The organism is Pseudaquabacterium inlustre (assembly GCF_038066595.1).
In the GTDB taxonomy this organism is placed as follows: domain Bacteria; phylum Pseudomonadota; class Gammaproteobacteria; order Burkholderiales; family Burkholderiaceae_C; genus Pseudaquabacterium; species Pseudaquabacterium inlustre.
Map to the genome: position 1 here is coordinate 228,302 of NZ_JBBUTH010000004.1, position 18,734 is coordinate 247,035.

An 18,734-nucleotide genomic window follows, 5' to 3' on the forward strand; every position below is an offset into this window, starting at 1 on the left:
CTGTCGCGCCGGCCGCGTGCCGGCGCCTGTGTCGCAACCCCTTCCCACCCGAGGAACCCCACCATGATGAAGAACCAGTTGGCCGGTCTGATGAAGCAGGCCCAGGCCATGCAGGACAACCTGAAGAAGGCGCAGGAAGAGCTGGCCACCATCGAGGTCACCGGCGAGAGCGGTGCCGGCCTGGTGAAGGTGCAGATGACCTGCAAGCACGACGTCAAGCGCGTGACCATCGACCCCAGCCTGCTGGCCGACGACAAGGACATGCTGGAAGACCTGGTGGCCGCGGCCATCAACGACGCCGTGCGCCGCGTGGAGACCACCACGCAGGAGAAGATGGGCCGCATCACCGCCGGCATGCCGCAGATCCCCGGCATGAAGTTCCCGTTCTGATCCCGCACCGCCACCCGCTGAACCGGTGAGCGAAGGCAGCCTCGAAGGCCTGATCGACGCGCTGCGCCGCCTGCCCGGCGTGGGCGTGAAGTCGGCGCAGCGCATGGCCTACCACCTGCTGCAGCATGACCGCACCGGTGCCGAGCGCCTGGCGCTGGCGCTGCAGCACGCGGTCAGCCATGTGCACCACTGCGAGCGCTGCCACACCTTCTCGGAGGCGCGCGTCTGCGCCACCTGCCTCGATCCGCAGCGCGATGCGCGCCAGCTGCTGGTGGTGGAGTCGCCTGCCGACCAGGCCGCGCTGGAGCGCAGCGGCAGCTACCGCGGCCTGTACTTCGTGCTGATGGGCCGGCTGTCGCCGCTGGACGGCATCGGCCCGGCCGACATCGGCGTCCACCCGCTGCTCGACCGCGCCAGCGACGGTGTGGTGCAGGAGGTGATCCTGGCCACCGGCTTCTCGGCCGAGGGCGAGGCCACGGCCCATGTGCTGGCCGCGGCGCTGAAGGCGCGCGGCCTGTCGGTCACGCGCCTGGCGCGCGGCGTGCCGGTGGGCAGCGAGCTGGAGTACGTGGACCTGTCCACGCTGGCCCACGCGCTGCACGACCGCCGCTGAACCTGGCTTCCAAAATGAGCGACATCTCCCTGCACAAGCTGAGCGCGGCGATGCCCGGCGCGCCGGCCATCGACCACCCGCGGCCCGAGCGCCTGCTGCGCGGCAACCCGCGGCGCGAGACCTGGGCCGCCAGCAGCCGGCCGCTGGGCCAGGGACTCACGCTGCACCAGGGGGTGTGGCGCTGCGAGCCGGGACACTGGCGCATCGCCTTTGGCCCCGCGCAGCATGAGTTGTTCACCGTGCTGTCGGGCCGCTGCCGCGTGCATGACGCGGCCGGCAGCTACCAGGAGGCCGGCCCGGGCGAGGCGATCAGCATCCCGCCGGGCTTCGAGGGCTCGTTCGAGGTGCTGGAGACGGTGACCAAGACCTACGCGATCGTCGATCGCGACTGAAGTCCTCAGGTCTTCAGGTTTGCGGCACGCGGCTCCTGGCCGTGGGCCCCGGCTTCTGGATGCGCTTGCCGGTGCTGGCCCGCGCCGCCATGCGCACGCCCGGCGCCTTGGCCTTGGCGGCCACGCGTGCGCCACCCTGGCTGGCAGCCGCCACCGCGGTGGAGGCGGCCGCCGCACGGTTGGGCAGCATCACCACGATGGACTGGCCGGCCTTGAACTGGCCATTGGCCGTGGTGCCGGGGTTCCACTGCGCCACCTGGGCAGGGCTGACGCGGTAGCGCGCCGCGATGGCGGCCACGCTTTCGCCGCGCTTGCCGGCCTTCAGCGTCACGCGGCGCAGCGGCGGCAGGTCAGGCGCCAGCGCCAGCGTGGCGTTGTCGGCGATGTGCTCGGCCACGTCCTCGGTGCGGTGCGCCTGGCGCGGCACCAGCAGCGTGGAGCCGGCCTTGACCAGCATGCGCGGCGGGATGGCGTTGACCTGGCGCAGCTGCTCCTCGTCCATGCCCACCAGCTTGGCGGCCTCGGCGGTCTTCAGCGTGCGCGGCGCCACCCAGGCCGTCCAGTGCGACAGCGGGCCCTGGGCCGACTGCAGCGCGCGCACGAAGCGGTTGGCGTTGTCGTAGGGCAGCAGCACCTGCGGCGTGCCGGCGGCCAGGATCACCGGCTTGTTCATCTGCGGGTTCAGCGCCTTGAACTCGTCCAGCGGCAGGCCGGCCAGCTGCGCGGCGCGCTCCAGGTCGATGTCGCGGTCGATGCCCACCGAGATGAAGTACGGGTGGTTGCGCAGCTCGGGCAGGGTCAGGCCGTAGGCGTCCGGTCGCGAGACGATGTTCTTCACCGCCTGCAGCTTGGGCAGGTAGTTGCGGGTCTCGTCGGGCATGCTCAGGCTGAGGTAGTCGGTGGCCAGCCCGGCCTTCTGGTTGCGCGCGATGGCGCGCTGCACATTGCCCTGGCCCCAGTTGTAGGCGGCCAGCGCCAGCTGCCAGTCGCCGAACATGCCGTGCAGGGTCTGCAGGTAGTCGAGCGCGGCGCGGGTGGAGTCGAGCACGCTGCGGCGGTCGTCTCGGAACACGTTCTGCTTGAGCGCGAAGTCGCGGCCGGTGCCGGGCACGAACTGCCACATGCCCGAGGCCTTGGCGCTGGACATGGCCTGCGGGTTGAAGGCGCTCTCGATGAAGGGCAGCAGCGCCAGCTCGGTGGGCAGGCCGCGGCGGTTGACCTCCTCGACCACGTGGAACAGGTAGCGGCTGCCGCGGTCGGTCATGCGCTGCACGTAGTCGGGGCGTGCGGCGTACCACTGCTCCCACTTGCGCACATGGTCGGTCTCGAGGTCGGGCAGGGCCAGGCCGCGGCGCACGCGCGCCCACAGGTCGGTCTGCGCGGCCACGTCGTCGAGGTTGATGCGGGCTGTGGGCTCCAGCGGGTCGATGGCGATCGGCGCACTGGCGTCGCTGGCGGCGGCCGTGGCGGCAGTGGCTGAGGCGGATGCTGCGCTGGCGCCAGACGCGCCTGTTGCAGCGGCGGCGGGACCGGTGTTGTTGGCGTTGGCAGCCAGGAACAGCGCCGACGGCGTGGCCGGGGCCACGGCCTTCAGGGGCAGCGCGGCGCTTTGCGACTCGGTGCCGGCGGCGGGCTGGCCGCCGGGCGTGGCGCAGGCGGCCAGCAGGCTGGCGGCGGCCAGGGCCAGGGCGCGCGGCAGCCAGGGCAGGGCGGGAGGGTTGGCCTTGGCGCGCGGGGCCCGGGCGTGCGGCGGATTCATCGGAAACGGTTCTTCCATTCGCGCAGCGCCCCGAGCACCTCGGAGCCGCTGTCGTTGGCCGCACCTTGCGCACGCGCGGCGGCAATCACGCTGGGCTGGGCACAGCGCATGAAGGGATTGATCGCGCGTTCCAGCGCGATCGTCGACGGCAGGGTCGGCTGGCCACCGGCCCGCAGCGCCTGACAACGTGTGATGTGGGCGGCCACCTCGGCATTGTGCGGCTCCACGGCCGCGGCGAATTGGAGGTTGCTCCCGGTGTACTCGTGGGCGCAGCACACGCGGGTGGCGTCGGGCAGCGCGGCCAGAGCGGCCAGCGAGGCATGCATCTGCGCCGGCGTGCCCTCGAACAGCCGGCCGCAGCCGGCCGAGAACAGCGTGTCGCCGCAGAACAGCACCGGCGCCTGGGTGGCGTCACCGGCCCACCAGTAGGCCACGTGGCCGGCGGTGTGGCCGGGCACGTCGATGACGGTGAAGTCCAGCCCCAGCAACTGCACCGCACTGCCGGCCTGCACGGGCAGGTAGGGCGCGGGGATGGTCTCGCGTGCCGGGCCGAACACCGGGCCCTGCAGCCGGCCGCGCAGCGCATCGACGCCACCGACATGGTCGGGGTGATGGTGCGTCACTAGAATGCCGGCCAGCGCGAGGCCCTGGGCATCGAGTGCGGCCTGCACAGGCGTCGCGTCGCCCGGATCCACGACGAGGGCCCTGTGACCATCGTGCAGCATCCAGACGTAGTTGTCCGAAAAGGCGGGCAGGGCGACGAGATTCATGACGCGTTCTGACGCAATTATAGAGTTGGCCCATTGGTGGCAGAGCCCGCCCGGCCGCTACCTGCTGGCCTGGGAGCAGCGCCAGCTCGACGGTCTGGTCAATGACCTGTTCGGCTTCCATGCGCTGCAGCTGGGCCTGCCGCAGCTCGATGCGCTGCGCGCCAACCGCATGCCGCACCGCTGGCTGGCCACGGCCTCGGCCATGGACACCGCACTCGACCTGCCGCCGGTGCCGCTGCCGCCGGTGGACGAGGCGCTGTCCACGCTGCTGCCCGACGACCTGGCGCCGCAGGGCGTGGCCGCGCTGCACTGCGATTTCGACGCACTGCCGTTCCCGGCGCAGAGCCTGGACCTGGTGGTGCTGCCGCATGCGCTGGAACTGGCGCGCGACCCGCACGACACGCTGCGCGAGGTCGAGCGCGTGCTGCGCCCCGAGGGCCGGGTGCTGATCGTCGGCCTGAACCCGGCCAGCCTGTGGGGCCTGCGCCAGCGCGCGGGCCACCTGCGCCAGCGCCTGGGGTTGGGCGGCTCGCTGTACCTGCCGCCGTCGGGCGAGTTCATCGGCTACGGCCGGGTGCGCGACTGGCTGCGGCTGCTGGGCTTCGAGGTGGAGAGCGGGCGCTTCGGCTGCTGGCGTCCGCCGCTGCGCAGCACGGCCTGGCTGGAGCGCTGGGGCTGGCTGGAGGCCGCCGGTCAGCGCGCCTGGCCGGTGCTGGGGGCGCTGTACATGGTGCAGGCGGTCAAGCGCGTGCGCGGCATGCGCCTGGTGGGCCTGGCCCGCCAGCGTCAGCAGATCAAGGGCGCGGCGCCGGCGGTGGCCGCGCAGCGCCAGGGCCGCACGCCCACCCGGCCGCCGCGCCCGGCCGCCGGGACCAACCGATCACGGACCGAAACAATGGAGATGGAATTCAATGAGTGAACGCGTGGTGATCTACACCGACGGCGCCTGCAAGGGCAACCCGGGGCCGGGCGGCTGGGGCGCCTGGCTGCGCTGGGGCGAGCACGAGAAGGAGCTGTTCGGCGGCGAGCCCAACACCACCAACAACCGCATGGAGCTCACCGCGGTGATCGAGTCGCTGGCCCTGCTCAAGCGCCGCACGCCGGTGGCCGTCTACACCGACAGCGAGTACGTCAAGAACGGCATCACCACCTGGATCCACAACTGGAAGCGCCGCGGTTGGCGCACCGCCGACAACAAGCCGGTGAAGAACGACGACCTGTGGAAGCGCCTGGACGGCCTGGTGGCCGAGCATGAGGTGCAGTGGCACTGGGTGCGCGGCCACACCGGCGACCCCGGCAACGAGCGCGCCGACCAGCTGGCCAACCGCGGTGTCGACAGCGTGCGGGGCCGCGGCTAGACGCGGTTGATCGACGCGCCCACCGTGCTCTTCAGGCGCTCGATCAGCGCCGGGGCGATGCGCTGCAGCGGCAGCACCTCGTGCGCCGCGCCGTGGGCGATGGCCTCGCGCGGCATGCCGAAGACCACGCAGCTGGCCTCGTCCTGGGCGATGTTCCAGCTGCCGGCGTCGCGCATGGCCTTCATCGCGCGGGCGCCGTCGGCCCCCATGCCGGTGAGCATCACGCCCAGCGCATTGGGGCCCACCACGCGGGCGGCGGATTCGAACAGCACCTCGACGCTGGGCTTGTGGCGGTTGACCGGATCGCCGTCGCGCACGCGGGCGATGTAGTTGGCGCCCGAGCGCTCCACGCTCAGGTGCAGGCCGCCGGGTGCGATGTAGGCATGGCCGGGCAGCACGCGGTCGCCGTCCTTGGCCTCCTGCACGCGGATGCGGCACAGGCCGTCCAGCCGTGCAGCGTAGCTCTTGGTGAAGCCGGCCGGCATGTGCTGGGTGATGACCACTGCCGGCGCATCGTGCGGCAGGTTCATCAGCACTTCCTTGGTGGCCTCGGTGCCGCCGGTGGAGGCGCCGATGAAGATGATCTTCTCGGTGGACAGGCGGCCCAGCGCGGCCACCGGCGGTGCCTGGCGCACGCCGGCGGCGGCGGCGCCACCGGCGGCCGCCGGGGCACCGGCGGCCGGGGCCGCCGCGGCCGGCGGCAGGCGGCGCACATGGGCGCGTGCGGCGGTGCGCACCTTGTCGGTGATGTCCTCGGCGAGTTGGCGCAGGCCGTCGGCCACGCCGATCTTGGGCTTGGCCACGAAGTCCACGGCGCCGAGTTCCAGCGCGCGCATCGTCACCTCGGCGCCGCGCTCGGTCAGCGTGCTCACCATCACCACCGGCATCGGGCGCAGGCGCATCAGGCGGCTGAGGAAGTCCAGCCCGTCCATGCGCGGCATCTCCACGTCGAGCGTGATGACGTCGGGGTTCAGGTTGCGGATCATCTCGCGCGCCACCAGCGGATCGGCGGCGGCGCCGATGCAGGCCATGTCGGGCTGCTGGTTGATGATCTCGGTGAGCAGGCCGCGCACCAGCGCCGAATCGTCGACCACCACCACGCTGATCTTGGACATGCTTCGCGTACTCCTTGTCTGTTGTCGTCCCTGGGGCGCCGGTGCGGTCAGAACAGGTCGACCGAGCCGCCGCCGGTGCTGGCGGGCACGGCGCGCTGGGCGGCGAAGCGGTCCTGCGCGGCCAGGGCCTCGGTGTTGGTGGGGGCCAGGCGCTTGACCATGGCCTTGCCGCTGGCCGGCAGGAAGCAGACCTTGCGCGCGTAGATGTCCATCACGTCACGGCTGACGATGGGGATGCGCTCGGTCTGCAGGTAGTCGGTGACGAACTGCGTGTTGCGCTCGCCCACGTTGATGCTGTTCATGCCGCTGATGACCGCGCCGCCGCCGAAGATCTTGGCTTCCATGGTCATGCGCGAGGCGCCGCGCTTCATCATCTCGTTGATCAGCAGTTCCATCGCGTAGCTGCCGTAGCGGCCCGAGTCGCCCGAGCCCTCGGGCAGCATGAAGTGGTTCATGCCGCCGATGCGGCGGTCGCGGTCCCAGATGCAGGCGGCGATGCAGCTGCCCAGCGTGGTGGTGATCAGGATGTCCTCGTCGTGGACGAAGTACTCGCCGGGCAGCACCTTGACCGCCTCGTTCTTGAAGTGCGCGTCCCAGAAAAAGAAAGACGCCTCGCCGGCACGGCGCGACACCGCCTTCAGCCGTTCCAAGCGGGGCGTGGCGTTCAGGCCGGCCATCCGCGGCGGCATGGACGGGGGGGCTGCTGCGGCAAATGCGTTCATCGGTGGGGTCCTCGATTGGGGATATCGGCATCCGGCGGTCGAACTTCAGTGCGCGGCCGGCGGGCCGCGCGCCTCACACGCGCTGGTAGATCGTCTTGCCGCGCAGCTTGAACAACTCGCGCGAGTCGGTGAAGTTCTCGGAGTGGCCCACGTAGAGCAGCCCGTCGTCGCGCATCACGCGGTGCATCTGCTGCAGCACGCGGCGCTGGGTGGGCGCGTCGAAATAAATCATCACGTTGCGGCAGAACACCAGGTCGAAGGGCTCGCCCAGCTGCCACTGCGCGCTCATCAGGTTGAACGGTCGGAACTCGATCATCCGCGCCAGCTCGGGCTTGACCCGGATCAGGCCGGCGTTGTCGCCCTTGCCGCGCAGGAAATGGCGCTGCAGCCGCTCGTGTGACAGGCCGCGCGCACCGGCCTCGTAGACGCCGCGCTGGGCGGTGGCCAGCACCTTGGTGTCGATGTCGCTGGCGACGATGCGCACGTTGGCGCTGGCGCCCAGGGTCTCGGCCACGGTCATCGCGATCGAGTAGGGCTCCTCGCCGGTGGACGCGGCGCTGCACCAGATGCGCAGGGCGCGGCCGCTGCGCGCCTTCAGGTCGGTCACCATCTCGTGGAAGTGGTGCTCCTCGCGGAAGAAGGCGGTCAGGTTGGTGGTCAGGCAGTTGATGAACTCCTGCCACTCGCTCTCGCCCGACGGGCCGCTGGCCTGCTGCAGCCAGCCCAGGTAGTCGGCAAAGCTGCGGTGGCCGGTCTCGCGCAGCCGGCGCGACAGGCGGCTGTAGACCATGGCCTGCTTGCCCGCCTGCAGGCTGATGCCCGCGCGCTGGTAGATCAGCTGGCGCACCTGGTCGAAGTCGGCCTTCGAGAACGCGAATTCCTGGTCGCCGGGCAGGCCCGTGGCGGCGGCCGGGCTGGCGGGGGATCGGGATGGCAGCAGTTCGGGCATGGTGGCGGTGGGGTCGGGGCACGCGGAAGAGGGCCCACATTGCGTGGCAGTCTGCGTCCGCTGCGCGGGCGCGATGCGTCGAACAGCGGTGCCGAACCGGCCAGTTCAGCGCCGGCGCCCCCGAAGGCCGCTGCTAGACTGCCTGCTCACCCTGTCCCCATTCGCATTGCCGCCGTCGCCCCCTGTGGATTCGCGCACCCACCGCCCGACCGAGCCGGCCGCCCACGCCTGGCGGCTGGACACCGCGCTGTCGCTGCTGCGGCATGCCGGTCTGCCGGTGCCCGCGGGCGAGCCGGGCTCGCCGGCCTATCTGCAGGAGCTGGTCGACCAGCTGGTCGCCTTGTCGTCGCGTGACGCGCTCACCGGCCTGGCCAACCGCCGCAACTTCGAGATGGCGCTGGCGCGCGAGGTCGACCGCGTGGCCCGTTCGGGCGAGTCGGCCCTGCTGCTGATGGTGGACATCGACCATTTCAAGCGCGTCAACGACACCCACGGCCATGCCGCCGGCGATGACGTGATCCGCGCCGTGGGCCGCGCCCTGGCCGAGAGCGTGCGGCCGATGGACCTGGTGGCGCGCATCGGCGGCGAGGAATTCGCCATCCTGCTGCCCAACTGCCCGGCGGCCTTCGGGCCGCAGGTGGCCGGCCGCGTGCGCCAGCGCGTGGCACGCACGCCGGTGTCGGTGGCCGAGGGGCTGCAGATCACCGTCACCGTCAGCGTCGGCGGTGCCTTCGCGCCGCAGTGGGTGCGCTCCACGCCCGCACTGTGGATCGAGCGCTCCGACCGCCAGCTCTACCGCGCCAAGGCCGAGGGCCGCGACCGCGTCTGCTTCGAACCCATGGCCATGCCCCAGGTCAGCCTGGAGGAGCGCGAGCTGCTGCTGGGCGGCAGTGCCGGCACGCCGGCCGCCCCGGCCCCGCACGGCGCCCCTTCGACCCCTGTCGCCCAGGATTCCTCTGAATGATCGAGCCCGGCAGTTCCTCCGCGGCGTCCACCCCGTCCCCGGCACCGGCTGCGTCCGGCGGCCGGCGCAACGCGCGCGTCACCGCGGTCACCAGCGGCAAGGGCGGGGTCGGCAAGACCTTCGTCGCCGCCAACCTGGCCGCCGCCCTGGCGCGCCGCGGCGAGCGTGTGCTGGTGCTCGACGCCGACCTGGGCCTGGCCAATCTGGACGTGGTGCTGAACCTGGCCGCCCGCACCACGCTGCACGACGTGTTCACCGGCCGCGCCTCGCTGGAGCAGGCCATGCAGCCTGCGCCCGGCGGCTTCACGGTGCTGCTGGCCGGCTCGGGCCTGATCGAGTACTCGCGCATGACGCCCGAGGTGCGCGAGAAGCTGCTCGGCCTGATCGAGCAGGTGCGCCCGCAATTCGACCAGGTGCTGCTGGACACCGGCGCCGGCATCTCCGATGTGGTGCTGTTCACCATCTCGCTGGCCGACGAGGTGCTGGTGGTGGCCACGCCCGAGCCCACCTCGCTGGCCGATGCCTATGCCACCGTCAAGGTGCTGGCCGGCACACAGGCCGCGCGGCCGATGCGCCTGCTGGTCAACCAGACCCAGCGCCCCGGCGAGGGCCGCGGCGTGTGCCAGCAGCTGCAGACCGTGGTCGACCGCTTCGTCAATCCGCTGCGCGAGCAGCCGGTGCAGCTGAGCTGCATGGGCGAGATCCCGCTGGACATTGCGGTGCGCGAGTCGGTGCAGCGCCGCGAACTGTTGCTGGTGTCGCAGCCCGGCAGCGCGGCCGCGGTGGCCCTGGCCCAGGTGGCCGGCAAGCTGGTGACGCCATGACCGACACCCCGCAGACCACCGACGACCCCGACGCACCGCCGCCCGGCCCCACGCCCTTCGAGCGCCTGGGCGGCGAGCCCGGCGTGCGCGCGCTGGTCGACCGCTTCTACGACCTGATGGACCTGGAGCCGGCCTATGCGGGCATCCGCGTGCTGCACCCCAGCAGCCTGGACGGCTCGCGCGACAAGCTGCACTGGTTCCTGTGTGGCTGGCTGGGTGGCCCCAACCACTACATCGAGCGCTTCGGCCACCCGCGGCTGCGCGCGCGGCACCTGCCCTTCGCCATCGGCATTTCAGAGCGCGACCAGTGGATGGCCTGCATGATCCAGGCGATGGAAGAGCGCGCGATCGATCCCGCCTTCGCCCAGCGCCTGGCTGAATCCTTCTTCGGCACCGCCGACTGGATGCGCAACAAGGGCGGTTAAGTTGGGCACCCGGCGCCGCGGGTACGCGGCACCACCCGCCGAGTGGGCTGAGCCCGGACACAAGGCGTCCTGAGGACGACTTGTGCCTGGCGAAGCGGTCAGCCCTGCAGGGCTGACCGTGGGAAGGGCCTGCTTGGGGCGGCCCGGCGCTGGCCCGCTGGTTTCAGGCCAGCAGCTCGATGCTGTAGTACACCCGCCGCAGCGCCGGATCGGGATCGGCCAGGCCGCGGCGCACCTCGTCCATGAACAGCGCCACGAAGCGCTGCGCCGCCAGGCTGGGCGCCTCGTGTGCACGGCGGATCACGCCCACCGTGCGGCTGTCGAAGCGCTCGCGCAGCGGCAGCGCCACCAGTTCGCCACGCAGGCCGCCGGTCTCCAGCAGCGGCCAGGGGCAGAAGGTCAGCATGTCGGTCTGGCGCACCAGGGTCAGCATCAGCGAGGCCGATTGCGCCAGGTGGATGCGTCCGCGCGGCACCGGCGCGCCGTGGGCGCCGAACAGCTGGTGCATCAGCGCGGCCTCGCCGGCGGCGTCGAAGTTCAGCAGCCAGTCGCTGTCCAGCAGCTCGTGCACGCTGGTGGCGCGGGCATTGGGATGGCCGCGCCGGCCGGCCACGATGGCCTCGTAGCTGAACAGCGGCGTGGCCTGCAGGCCCGCCATCTCCTCGGGTGCGCCGATGCGGCCGATCATCATCGACAGCTCGCCCGAGCGCAGCCGCGGATAGGCCAGGGCCGAGAAGCCGTCGAACAGCTCCAGCTGCACCTGCGGCATGGCGGCGCGAAAGGCCACCAGCACCGGCGCCAGCAGCGCCTGCGCCACCCACGGCGTGATGCCCAGCGACAGGCGCTCGACCGCGCCGCGCTGGCGGTGCAGCGCGATGTCGGCCTCGGCCTGCTGCAACTGCTGCACGATGCGCTGGGCATGCGCCAGCAGGTCACGCCCGGCGGCGTTCAGCGCCAGCGCGCCGCCGCTGCGGTCGAACAGGCTCAGCGCGCAGTCGGCCTCCAGCTCGCGCAGGCCCTGCGTCACGGTGGCCGGCGTCAGCCCCAGCGCACGCGCGGCGGCACGGATGCTGCCCTGGGCCTCCACCGCCACCAGGTAGCGGATCTGGTGCAGCTTCATCGGCGCGGATTATCCCGGTGCGCCGTGCACCGCCCCGGCGCAGCGCCTCCCAGGCCTGGTGCCGCAAGGCAGGCTCGGCTGATCGGTGGCAGGCGTGGCCTGCCTCCACAGCCTGCCGGGTGGTGCCTACGCTGCGGCGTTGTCTGTTCCCTCCCTCCGTTCGACCCTAGCCGCGGCGCCGCCGGCGCCCATGGATGACGATGAGCCTGAGCTGCTGCCCCACCAGCGTGTTTGCCGCGCTGACCGACGCCGAACTGCCCGCCCCGCACCCCGCCGTGCCCGCCGCGCTGCAGGCGCTGATGCCCGAGATGGTGGCGCTGCGCCACCACCTGCATGCCCACCCCGAACTGGCCTTCGAGGAGCGCGCCACCAGCCAGGTGGTGGCCGATTGCCTGGCGCAGTGGGGCTACGAGGTGCACCGCGGCCTGGGCCGCACCGGCGTGGTCGGCACGCTGCGCCGCGGCCACGGCCCGCGCCGCCTGGGCCTGCGCGCCGACATGGACGCGCTGCCCATCGCCGAGGCCACCGGCCTGCCCTACGCCAGCCGCCACAGCGGGCGCATGCATGCCTGCGGGCATGACGGCCACACCGCCATCCTGCTGGCCGCGGCGCGCCACATCGCCGAGGGCGGCGTGGCCTTCGACGGCACGCTGCACCTGATCTTCCAGCCGGCCGAGGAGGGCCTGGGCGGTGGCCGGGAGATGGTGGCCGATGGCCTGTTCGAGCGCTTTCCCTGCGACGCCATCTTCGCGTTGCACAACATGCCGGGCCATCCGGTGGGCACTTTCGGCTTCCGCGAGGGCTCGTTCATGGCCTCGTCCGACACCGTGATCATCGACGTGCACGGCCGCGGCGGCCATGGCTCCACCCCGCACCTGACGGCCGACCCGGTGGTGGCGGCGGCGCACATCATCGTGGCGCTGCAGACCATCGTCAGCCGCAACACCGACCCGCGCGACATGGCGGTGATCTCGGTGGGCGCCATCCACGCCGGCGATGCGCCCAACGTCATCCCGGCCCATGTGCAGATGAAGCTGACCGTGCGCGCCTACCGGCCCGAGGTGCGCCAGGCGCTGCGCGAGCGCATCACGGCGCTGGTGCACAGCCAGGCGCAGACGCTGGGCGTGCGCGCCGAGGTGGATTACCACTGGCGCTACCCGGCGCTGGTGAACGACGCCGGCTGGGCGCGCTTTGCCCGCGAGGTGGCGCGCGACTGGCTGGGCGAGGACGGCCTGATGCCCGACCTGCAGCCGCTGACCGGCAGCGAGGACTTCAGCTTCATGCTCGAGGCCTGCCCCGGCGCCTACCTGATCGTGGGCAACGGCGTGGGCGAGGGCCACGGCCAGGGTGGCTGCATGGTGCACAACCCCGGCTACGACTTCAACGACGCCGCGCTGCCGCTGGCCGCCACCTACTGGACCAAGCTGGTGCAGCGTTTCCTGGTGAACCAGCCGCTGCCGGCCTGAGGGCCGTCCGCCACCGTCCTGCGCCTCCCGCTTCCTTCCACTTTGCCCATCGCCATGACCGACGCTCTCGCCCCCTTGCATGCCGCGGCCCTGCGCCGCCGCCACCTGCTGGCCCTGGCCGCCGGTGGCCTGGCCCTGCCGGCCGCCCGTGCCGCCAGCTACCCCGACCGCCCGATCAAGCTGGTGGTGGGCTACCCGCCCGGCGGCTCGGTGGACGCCACCGCGCGCCAGCTGGCCGATGTGCTGGGCCCGAAGCTCAAGGCCTCGATCGTCATCGACAACCAGGGCGGCGCCGCCGGCGCGCTGGGCGCGCAGCGCGTGGCCACCAGCGCGGCCGACGGCTACACGCTGCTGCTGGGCTCCAGCAACGAGCTGGCCGCCACCGGCGTGCTCAACCGCGCGCAGAAGTACGACCCGATGAAGGACTTCACGCCGATCGGCCTGGTGTCCAGCGCCCCGGTGCTGCTGGTGGCCGGGCCCAAGGCCGGCTTCAAGACCCTGGCCGAGATGGTGGACGGCGTGAAGCGCAACCCCGGCAAGTACAGCTACGGCTCGTCGGGCGTGGGCTCCACGCTGCACTTTGCGGGCGAGTTGATGAAGCAGCGCGCCGGCCTGTTCATGACCCACATCCCCTACCGCGGCGTGGCCCCGCTGACCAACGACCTGGCTGGCGGCGCCATCGAGCTGGCGATGCTGTCGGTGCCGGGCGCGCAGCCCTTCCTGCAAAGCGGCCGGCTCACCGCGCTGGGCGTCACCGGCGGCCAGCGCCTGAAGGCGCTGCCGCAGGTGCCGGCGCTGGCCGAGCATCCGCTGCTCAAGGGCTACGAGATGAGTGGCTGGTTCGCGCTCGTTGGCCCCAAGGGCCTGCCGGCCGATGTGAGCGGCCGGCTGCAGGCCGCGCTGCACGAGTCACTGGCCGACCCGGTGCTGCGCCAGCGCATGGAAGACACCGGCGCCTACCCGGCCGGCCCGCGCGACGACCTGGCCAAGCTGATGCGCGAGGACATCGCGCGCTTTGCCAAGCTGGCCGACTACGCGCACATGCGGGAGTGAGTGGCAGCGGCCGGCCGCAGTGGATCAGGCGCGGCGGCGCGCCTTCCAGCCCAACGCGCCCAGGCCGGCCAGCAGCAGCGCCCAAGAGCCGGGTTCGGGCACCGGTGCGAGGTTCAACTGCGCGTTCTGGGCGCCGATGAAGGCGCCCACGTCGCCCGGGCCGGGCCGTGAATCACCGAATCCGGCCGCGAACTTGGCCTCGTGGGTCTCGTCGTCGTAGGTGCCGGTGAACTCGAAGAACTCGTAGCGGCGCAGCACCGCGTGGTCCTTGCCGGCCACTGCGCCGCCTTCCTCGATGATCCCGGAGTTGGGATTGCCGGGATCCTTCTGCAGCAACTGCCACGCGATCTCGGTGTTGTTGGCATCGCGGCGCAGGCGGGCGCCATTGGCCAGCAGCGGCGCCTGCATCAGATCCTCGAGCCCCAGTGCGTGCTCCACCTCGGTGGTGTACACCTTCACCCAGATGGCGGTGCCGAACTGCGGCTCGGCGCCTTCGGGCGGCTCGGGCGGCGGCGGGGCCTCCACCCGGGCCTGCACCACCGGCAGCGCGGCCGGCTGGGCCGGTGGCACCACCACCATCACCGGCGCCGGCAGGTTCAGCGCCACCTTGGCCAGGCCACCCGGTGTGACGCCGTCGTCCACCAGCCAGCTGTAGGTGGTGCGCGTGGGATTGCGGGCGATGCCCACGCCGAAGTGGTCGCAGGGCGTGGTGATCGCGTAGTTGATGCCGCCGCCGCTCCAGCAGTTGTCGCCCGGCGTCTGGAAGCTCACCGCCGACGGCGTGCCGATGCTGGCCACCTGACCGGCAAAGGTGCCGCCAGGCGCCAGCCAGTTGCCGCTCAGCGCGTCGAAGCTGGCGCTGTAGATCACGCGCACGCCGCCGGCGTAGTCCTCGATGCGGGGCGCGCCATAACGCTCGACCGTGGTGGCGAAGCCGCGGTTCAGTCCGCCGAAGGTGTCGGTGATGTCAGGACTGCTCAGACCCTCGAGCTCGATCTCGAAGCCGCGCGCGGTCTTGCCGGTGTTGTTGACGGCGTCGAAGTTGCCCAGGTACTGGGCCGAGGCGGCCCAGGGCAGGGCGGCCAACAGAAGCGCCAGGCGGCGCGGGCGGGCGATGGTCATGCAGCGGTCTCCTCGGTGCAGCGATCCCTCCGCGGACCGCCGTGGCCCGATGGTGCGCACCGCGATGAACCGAAGCTGAACGGTCCGGCCCCACCGGCCTGCGACCCCGCTGTTCAGGGGGGCGGGGTGGTAACGGCTTGAAACTCAAGCGTGGCGGCGAAGCCACCGCCCCCGGGCCGCAGCGGCGACTGCAGCCGCAGCTGCGCATCCGACTGTCGCGCGATGGCCTCCACCAGCGCCAGGCCCAGGCCGCTGCCTTCGGCGGTGACCGCGGCGTCGCGCGCAAACGGGCGGCGCAGCGCCTGCAGGCGCTCGGACGGCACGCCGGGCCCGTCGTCCTCCACGGTGATCTCGGCGCCGTCCAGGCGCACGGTGACCTGGCCGGCGGGCCCGCTGTGCTTGAGCGCGTTGTCGATCAGGTTGCGCAGCGCGATGCCCAGCGCGTCGATGTCGCCGCGCACGGTGGCCGGGATGTCGCGCACCGCCAGCCGCAGCCGGCCGTCGCGCTGCGCGTCGGCGAAGTCGTCGGCCACCAGCAGCACCAGCGCGGCCAGGTCCACCGGCTCGCGGCGCAGCGTCACACCGGCCTCGATGCGCGCCAGCTGCAGCAGCCGCGTGGACAGGCGGGTCAGGCGCGCCAGCTGGCGCACCAGGGCCTCGGCCGCGGCGCGGGTGTCGGGGTCGTCGCCGCAGGCCTGCTGCAGGCGCTGGGCCTGGGCCATCGCGGCGGCCAGCGGCGTGCGCAGTTCGTGCGCGGTGTTGGCGGCAAAGGCGCGCTCGCTGTCGACCATCGCCCGGGTGCGCGCCAGCAGCGCATCCACCGCGTCCACCCAGGGGCGCAGCTCCTGCGGCGCACCGTCCAGGCGCAGCGGGCTCAGCTCGTGCTCGCCGCGGCGGGCCAGTTCGCGGCGCGCCGGCTCCAGCGCGGCAAAGCCGCGGTCGAGCACCCAGCGCGCGCCCAGCGCCACCAGCGGCAGCAGGGCCAGCGGCATCAGCAGCAGGCCGCCCAGGCTGGTCCACATCACCTCGCGGCGGTGGGCCAGGGTTTCGGCCACCTGGGCCCGACGGCCGTCGGGCATGCCCAGCGTGTAGACGCGCCAGCCGTCGAACTGGCTCACGCCGCGCCGCGCGCCCGGGTGCAGCGCGCGGTCGGGCGCGCCGTGCGAGCGCAGGCGCAGCTGGCCCTGGGCATCGAAGACCTGGTAGACCACGAACTCGCCGTGCGCGCCCAGCTCGGCCAGGCGCGCCGCGGTGTCGGGCTCGCCGGGGATGGCGGCGGTCATCAGCAGCAGGCGCTCGGCGGTTTCCTGCAGCGCGCTGTCCAGCACCTCGCCGGTGCCGCGCCACACCACCGCACCCACCAGCGCCGACGCCGCCAGCCAGGCCACGGTGATCAGTGCCAGCAGGCGCTGGCGCAGCTGGCGCTGCAGGCTCCACGGCGCGGCAGGCGCCGTGGACGCTTCGGGCGCGGCAGGGGGATCAGGCCTCAAGCCGGTACCCCAGGCCGCGGTGCGTGCTGATGGCCGTGGCGCCCAGCTTCTTGCGCAGGCGGCTGACGATCACCTCAATCGAGTTGCTGGCCGCATCGGCCAGGCCCTGGCCCTGCAGCCGCGACTCGATCTCGGCGCGGCTGTAGATGCGGCCAGGCCTGCGCGCCAGGCAGGCCAGCACGGCCCACTCCATCTGCGTCAGGTCCACGCGTTGGCCGTGCTGCCACAGCGCGTGCTGGTCGAGGTCGAGCGTGAGGCCATCGTCCCGGCCCGCGCCCAGCTGCAGCCGGCGTGGTGCGGCCATGCGCCGGGCCACGGCGTCCACGCGGGCCAGCAGCTCGTCCAGGTCGAAGGGCTTGACCAGGTAGTCGTCGGCGCCGGCCTGCAGGCCGCGGATGCGGTCGGAGACCTGGTCGCGCGCGGTCAGCGCGATCACCGGCCAGCTTGAGCCGGCGGCGCGCCAGTCGCGCAGCAGGTCCAGCCCGTCGCCATCGGGCAGGCGCAGGTCGATCAGCGCCAGACCGGGCTCGTCGTCCTCGGCCGCGGCACGCGCCTCGGCCAGCGTGCGGCACCAGCGCACGCGGTGGCTGGCCGCACGCAGGTGATCGGCCACGGCCTGGCCGAGGTCGGTGTCGTCTTCGAGCAGCAGCAGGTCCATGGGCGGGCGGGCAGGGCGCCCGCCATTGTGTGCGGGATGCCCCCCGGGGCACCGCCCCGCGAACCGGCGGGTGCGCCCGGGCGGACGCGGTGCCGTGGGTCAGCTGCCCGCCAGCAGCACCACCAGCGCGCCGGCGCCGCCCTGCGGCCCGGTGGCCTGGGCGAAGGCGATCACCTCGGCGCATTGCGCCAGCCACTTCTGCACCTTGCCCTTGAGCACCGGCTGGCGGCCCGGAGAGCCATTGCCCTTGCCATGCACCACGCGCACGCAGCGCATGCCGCGGCGGTGGCTGTCGCGCACGAAGGCGGCCAGCATCTCGCGCGCCTCGTCGCGGTTGTGGCCGTGCAAGTCGAGCTGGCCCTGCAGCGCCCAGTGGCCGCGGCGCAGCTTGTTGACCACGTCGGGCCCGATGCCGGCGCGGCGGAAGCTCAGGCCGTCGTCGGTGAGCAGCAGGGATTCGAGCGTCACCTCGTCGCTCATGGTCGCGGCGAGTGCGGCCTGTTCATCCAGCTCGCGCTGGCGCGGCAGCGGCGGCGGGCGCGGCAGTTCCAGCTCGGCCAGGCCGCGGTCGCGCAGCGGGTTGACCGGACCGACCGCGCGGGCGAACAGATCGTGCTCGGCCTGCGCCTGGCGCTCGCGCTGGCGGCGCTGCGCCGCCTCGCGGGCGCGGCGCTCGGCCGCCGCGCGTTCGGCAGCGCGCACGGCGTCGCGCAGGGCGCCCAGTTCGGCCAGCGAGCGGATCTTCATGCGCCGATTTTCACAGCAGACCGCGTTCGGCGAAGCTCACCACCTCGCTTCGCCCCACCACCAGGTGGTCGAGCACGCGCACATCCACCAGGGCCAGCGCGCTTTTCAGGGTCTGGGTCAGGTACTCGTCGGCGCGCGAGGGCTCGGCCACGCCCGAGGGGTGGTTGTGCGCCAGGATCACTGCGCCGGCATTGAGCGCCAGCGCGCGCTTGAGCACCTCGCGCGGGTACACGCTGGTTTGCCCCAGCGTGCCGCGGAACAGCTCTTCCAGCCGGATCAGGCGGTGCTGGGTGTCGAGGAACAGCACCGCGAAGACCTCGTGCGCCAGGTGGCCCAGCTGCAGCCGCAGGTAGTCCTTGACCGCCTGCGGCGACTCGAACACCGGTTGTTCGGCCAGGCGCTGGTTCAGCGCGCGGCGCGCCATCTCGATCACCGCCGACAGCTCGGCGCGCTTGGCCGGGCCCAGGCCGCGCACGCCGTTCAGGGCGCCCGGCCCGGCCTGCAGCAGGCCGGCAAAGCCGTCGAAGCGCGCCAGCACGCCCTCGGCCATCTGCAGCACGCCCTGGCCGCGCACGCCGGTACGCAGCAGCAGGGCCAGCAGCTCGGCATCGGCCAGGCTGGCGGCGCCGTGCTGCAGCAGCTTTTCGCGCGGGCGGGCGGCGGCGGGGAGGTCCTTGATCGACATGGGATCGACGTGGCGGGGTGATTGCACCCTGTTCGGGCCGGCGGCGCGGTGGGCGCCTCGTAAAATCACGGCCAGTCTAGGCGCGGCTGCGGCCGCGACGCATTCCCCCATC

General features: G+C 72.6%; 21 protein-coding genes. 10 read left to right on the forward strand and 11 right to left on the reverse strand.

Annotation, left to right across the window (positions count from 1 at the left end; genetic code table 11):
• The first annotated feature begins 63 nt into the window (after positions 1-63).
• Genes AACH10_RS09110 through AACH10_RS09120 form a run of 3 tightly spaced genes read left to right on the forward strand, consistent with a single transcriptional unit; the run spans position 64 to position 1,395 of the window.
• Positions 64-390: a YbaB/EbfC family nucleoid-associated protein gene (locus tag AACH10_RS09110; protein ID WP_341410073.1), complete on the forward strand. Its 327-nt coding sequence runs from the start codon at positions 64-66 to the stop codon at positions 388-390.
• 25 nt (positions 391-415) lie between these two features.
• Positions 416-1,003, forward strand: coding sequence for a recombination mediator RecR (gene recR, locus AACH10_RS09115; protein WP_341410074.1), 588 nt, complete (start codon positions 416-418; stop codon positions 1,001-1,003).
• Positions 1,004-1,017: 14 nt separating this feature from the next.
• Complete coding sequence (locus tag AACH10_RS09120; RefSeq protein ID WP_341410075.1) at positions 1,018-1,395, forward strand: cupin domain-containing protein; 378 nt, start codon at positions 1,018-1,020, stop codon at positions 1,393-1,395.
• A gap of 13 nt (positions 1,396-1,408) precedes the next feature.
• On the opposite strand, the gene AACH10_RS09125 is transcribed toward AACH10_RS09120, so the two are convergent.
• Positions 1,409-3,154: a transglycosylase SLT domain-containing protein gene (locus AACH10_RS09125; RefSeq protein WP_341410076.1), complete on the reverse strand. Its 1,746-nt coding sequence runs from the start codon at positions 3,152-3,154 to the stop codon at positions 1,409-1,411.
• Positions 3,151-3,924: a hydroxyacylglutathione hydrolase gene (gene gloB, locus AACH10_RS09130; RefSeq protein WP_341410077.1), complete on the reverse strand. Its 774-nt coding sequence runs from the start codon at positions 3,922-3,924 to the stop codon at positions 3,151-3,153. Before gloB ends, AACH10_RS09125 begins: the two co-directional genes overlap by 4 nt.
• Here gloB and AACH10_RS09135 point away from each other — a divergent pair.
• Together AACH10_RS09135 and rnhA are read left to right on the forward strand one after the other, a co-directional pair.
• Complete coding sequence (locus tag AACH10_RS09135) at positions 3,923-4,843, forward strand: class I SAM-dependent methyltransferase (protein ID WP_341410078.1); 921 nt, start codon at positions 3,923-3,925, stop codon at positions 4,841-4,843. The genes gloB and AACH10_RS09135 overlap by 2 nt on opposite strands.
• Positions 4,836-5,282 carry a ribonuclease HI gene (rnhA, locus tag AACH10_RS09140; protein ID WP_341410079.1) on the forward strand — a complete coding sequence of 149 codons (447 nt, stop codon included), beginning with the start codon at positions 4,836-4,838 and terminating at the stop codon, positions 5,280-5,282. Before AACH10_RS09135 ends, rnhA begins: the two co-directional genes overlap by 8 nt.
• Here the strand turns inward: rnhA and AACH10_RS09145 are convergent.
• The 3 genes from AACH10_RS09145 to AACH10_RS09155 form a co-directional block, all read right to left on the reverse strand.
• A complete protein-coding gene (locus tag AACH10_RS09145) occupies positions 5,279-6,397 on the reverse strand; it encodes a protein-glutamate methylesterase/protein-glutamine glutaminase (RefSeq protein ID WP_341410080.1) in 1,119 nt (372 codons plus the stop codon). The two genes, rnhA and AACH10_RS09145, sit on opposite strands and share 4 nt — an antisense overlap.
• 47 nt (positions 6,398-6,444) lie before the next feature.
• Positions 6,445-7,119, reverse strand: a complete 675-nt coding sequence (gene cheD / locus AACH10_RS09150) for a chemoreceptor glutamine deamidase CheD (RefSeq protein ID WP_423228583.1) — start codon at positions 7,117-7,119, stop codon at positions 6,445-6,447.
• Positions 7,120-7,192: 73 nt separating this feature from the next.
• Entirely contained in the window at positions 7,193-8,068 is an 876-nt protein-coding gene (locus AACH10_RS09155) for a CheR family methyltransferase (RefSeq protein WP_341410081.1), read from the reverse strand.
• Between the two features lie 184 nt (positions 8,069-8,252).
• Here AACH10_RS09155 and AACH10_RS09160 point away from each other — a divergent pair, with 184 nt between their 5' ends.
• Genes AACH10_RS09160 through AACH10_RS09170 form a run of 3 tightly spaced genes read left to right on the forward strand, consistent with a single transcriptional unit; the run spans position 8,253 to position 10,281 of the window.
• Positions 8,253-9,032 (forward strand): GGDEF domain-containing protein, encoded by a 780-nt coding sequence (locus AACH10_RS09160; protein WP_423228584.1) that lies wholly within the window; start codon positions 8,253-8,255, stop codon positions 9,030-9,032.
• Positions 9,029-9,856 (forward strand): MinD/ParA family protein, encoded by an 828-nt coding sequence (locus tag AACH10_RS09165; protein WP_341410082.1) that lies wholly within the window; start codon positions 9,029-9,031, stop codon positions 9,854-9,856. Before AACH10_RS09160 ends, AACH10_RS09165 begins: the two co-directional genes overlap by 4 nt.
• Positions 9,853-10,281 carry a group II truncated hemoglobin gene (locus AACH10_RS09170; protein WP_341410083.1) on the forward strand — a complete coding sequence of 143 codons (429 nt, stop codon included), beginning with the start codon at positions 9,853-9,855 and terminating at the stop codon, positions 10,279-10,281. Before AACH10_RS09165 ends, AACH10_RS09170 begins: the two co-directional genes overlap by 4 nt.
• 163 nt (positions 10,282-10,444) lie before the next feature.
• Here the strand turns inward: AACH10_RS09170 and AACH10_RS09175 are convergent, their stop codons facing one another.
• Positions 10,445-11,401: a LysR family transcriptional regulator gene (locus AACH10_RS09175; RefSeq protein WP_341410084.1), complete on the reverse strand. Its 957-nt coding sequence runs from the start codon at positions 11,399-11,401 to the stop codon at positions 10,445-10,447.
• Between the two features lie 194 nt (positions 11,402-11,595).
• Between AACH10_RS09175 and AACH10_RS09180 the strand changes: the two genes are divergently transcribed.
• A complete protein-coding gene (locus AACH10_RS09180; protein WP_423228585.1) occupies positions 11,596-12,867 on the forward strand; it encodes a M20 aminoacylase family protein in 1,272 nt (423 codons plus the stop codon).
• Positions 12,868-12,921: 54 nt separating this feature from the next.
• Positions 12,922-13,920: a Bug family tripartite tricarboxylate transporter substrate binding protein gene (locus AACH10_RS09185; RefSeq protein ID WP_341410085.1), complete on the forward strand. Its 999-nt coding sequence runs from the start codon at positions 12,922-12,924 to the stop codon at positions 13,918-13,920.
• A gap of 24 nt (positions 13,921-13,944) precedes the next feature.
• Here AACH10_RS09185 and AACH10_RS09190 read toward each other — a convergent pair whose 3' ends face one another.
• The 5 genes from AACH10_RS09190 to radC form a co-directional block, all read right to left on the reverse strand.
• A complete protein-coding gene (locus tag AACH10_RS09190; RefSeq protein ID WP_341410086.1) occupies positions 13,945-15,042 on the reverse strand; it encodes a PEP-CTERM sorting domain-containing protein in 1,098 nt (365 codons plus the stop codon).
• A gap of 113 nt (positions 15,043-15,155) precedes the next feature.
• Positions 15,156-16,532, reverse strand: a complete 1,377-nt coding sequence (locus tag AACH10_RS09195; protein WP_341410087.1) for a sensor histidine kinase — start codon at positions 16,530-16,532, stop codon at positions 15,156-15,158.
• Complete coding sequence (locus tag AACH10_RS09200; protein ID WP_341410088.1) at positions 16,522-17,190, reverse strand: response regulator transcription factor; 669 nt, start codon at positions 17,188-17,190, stop codon at positions 16,522-16,524. The genes AACH10_RS09195 and AACH10_RS09200 overlap by 11 nt, the downstream gene beginning before the upstream one ends.
• Before the next feature lie 99 nt (positions 17,191-17,289).
• Complete coding sequence (locus AACH10_RS09205; RefSeq protein ID WP_341410089.1) at positions 17,290-17,937, reverse strand: Smr/MutS family protein; 648 nt, start codon at positions 17,935-17,937, stop codon at positions 17,290-17,292.
• A gap of 10 nt (positions 17,938-17,947) precedes the next feature.
• On the reverse strand, positions 17,948-18,622 hold the full coding sequence (gene radC, locus AACH10_RS09210) for a RadC family protein (RefSeq protein ID WP_341410090.1): 675 nt from the start codon (positions 18,620-18,622) through the stop codon (positions 17,948-17,950).
• Positions 18,623-18,734: the final 112 nt, after the last annotated feature.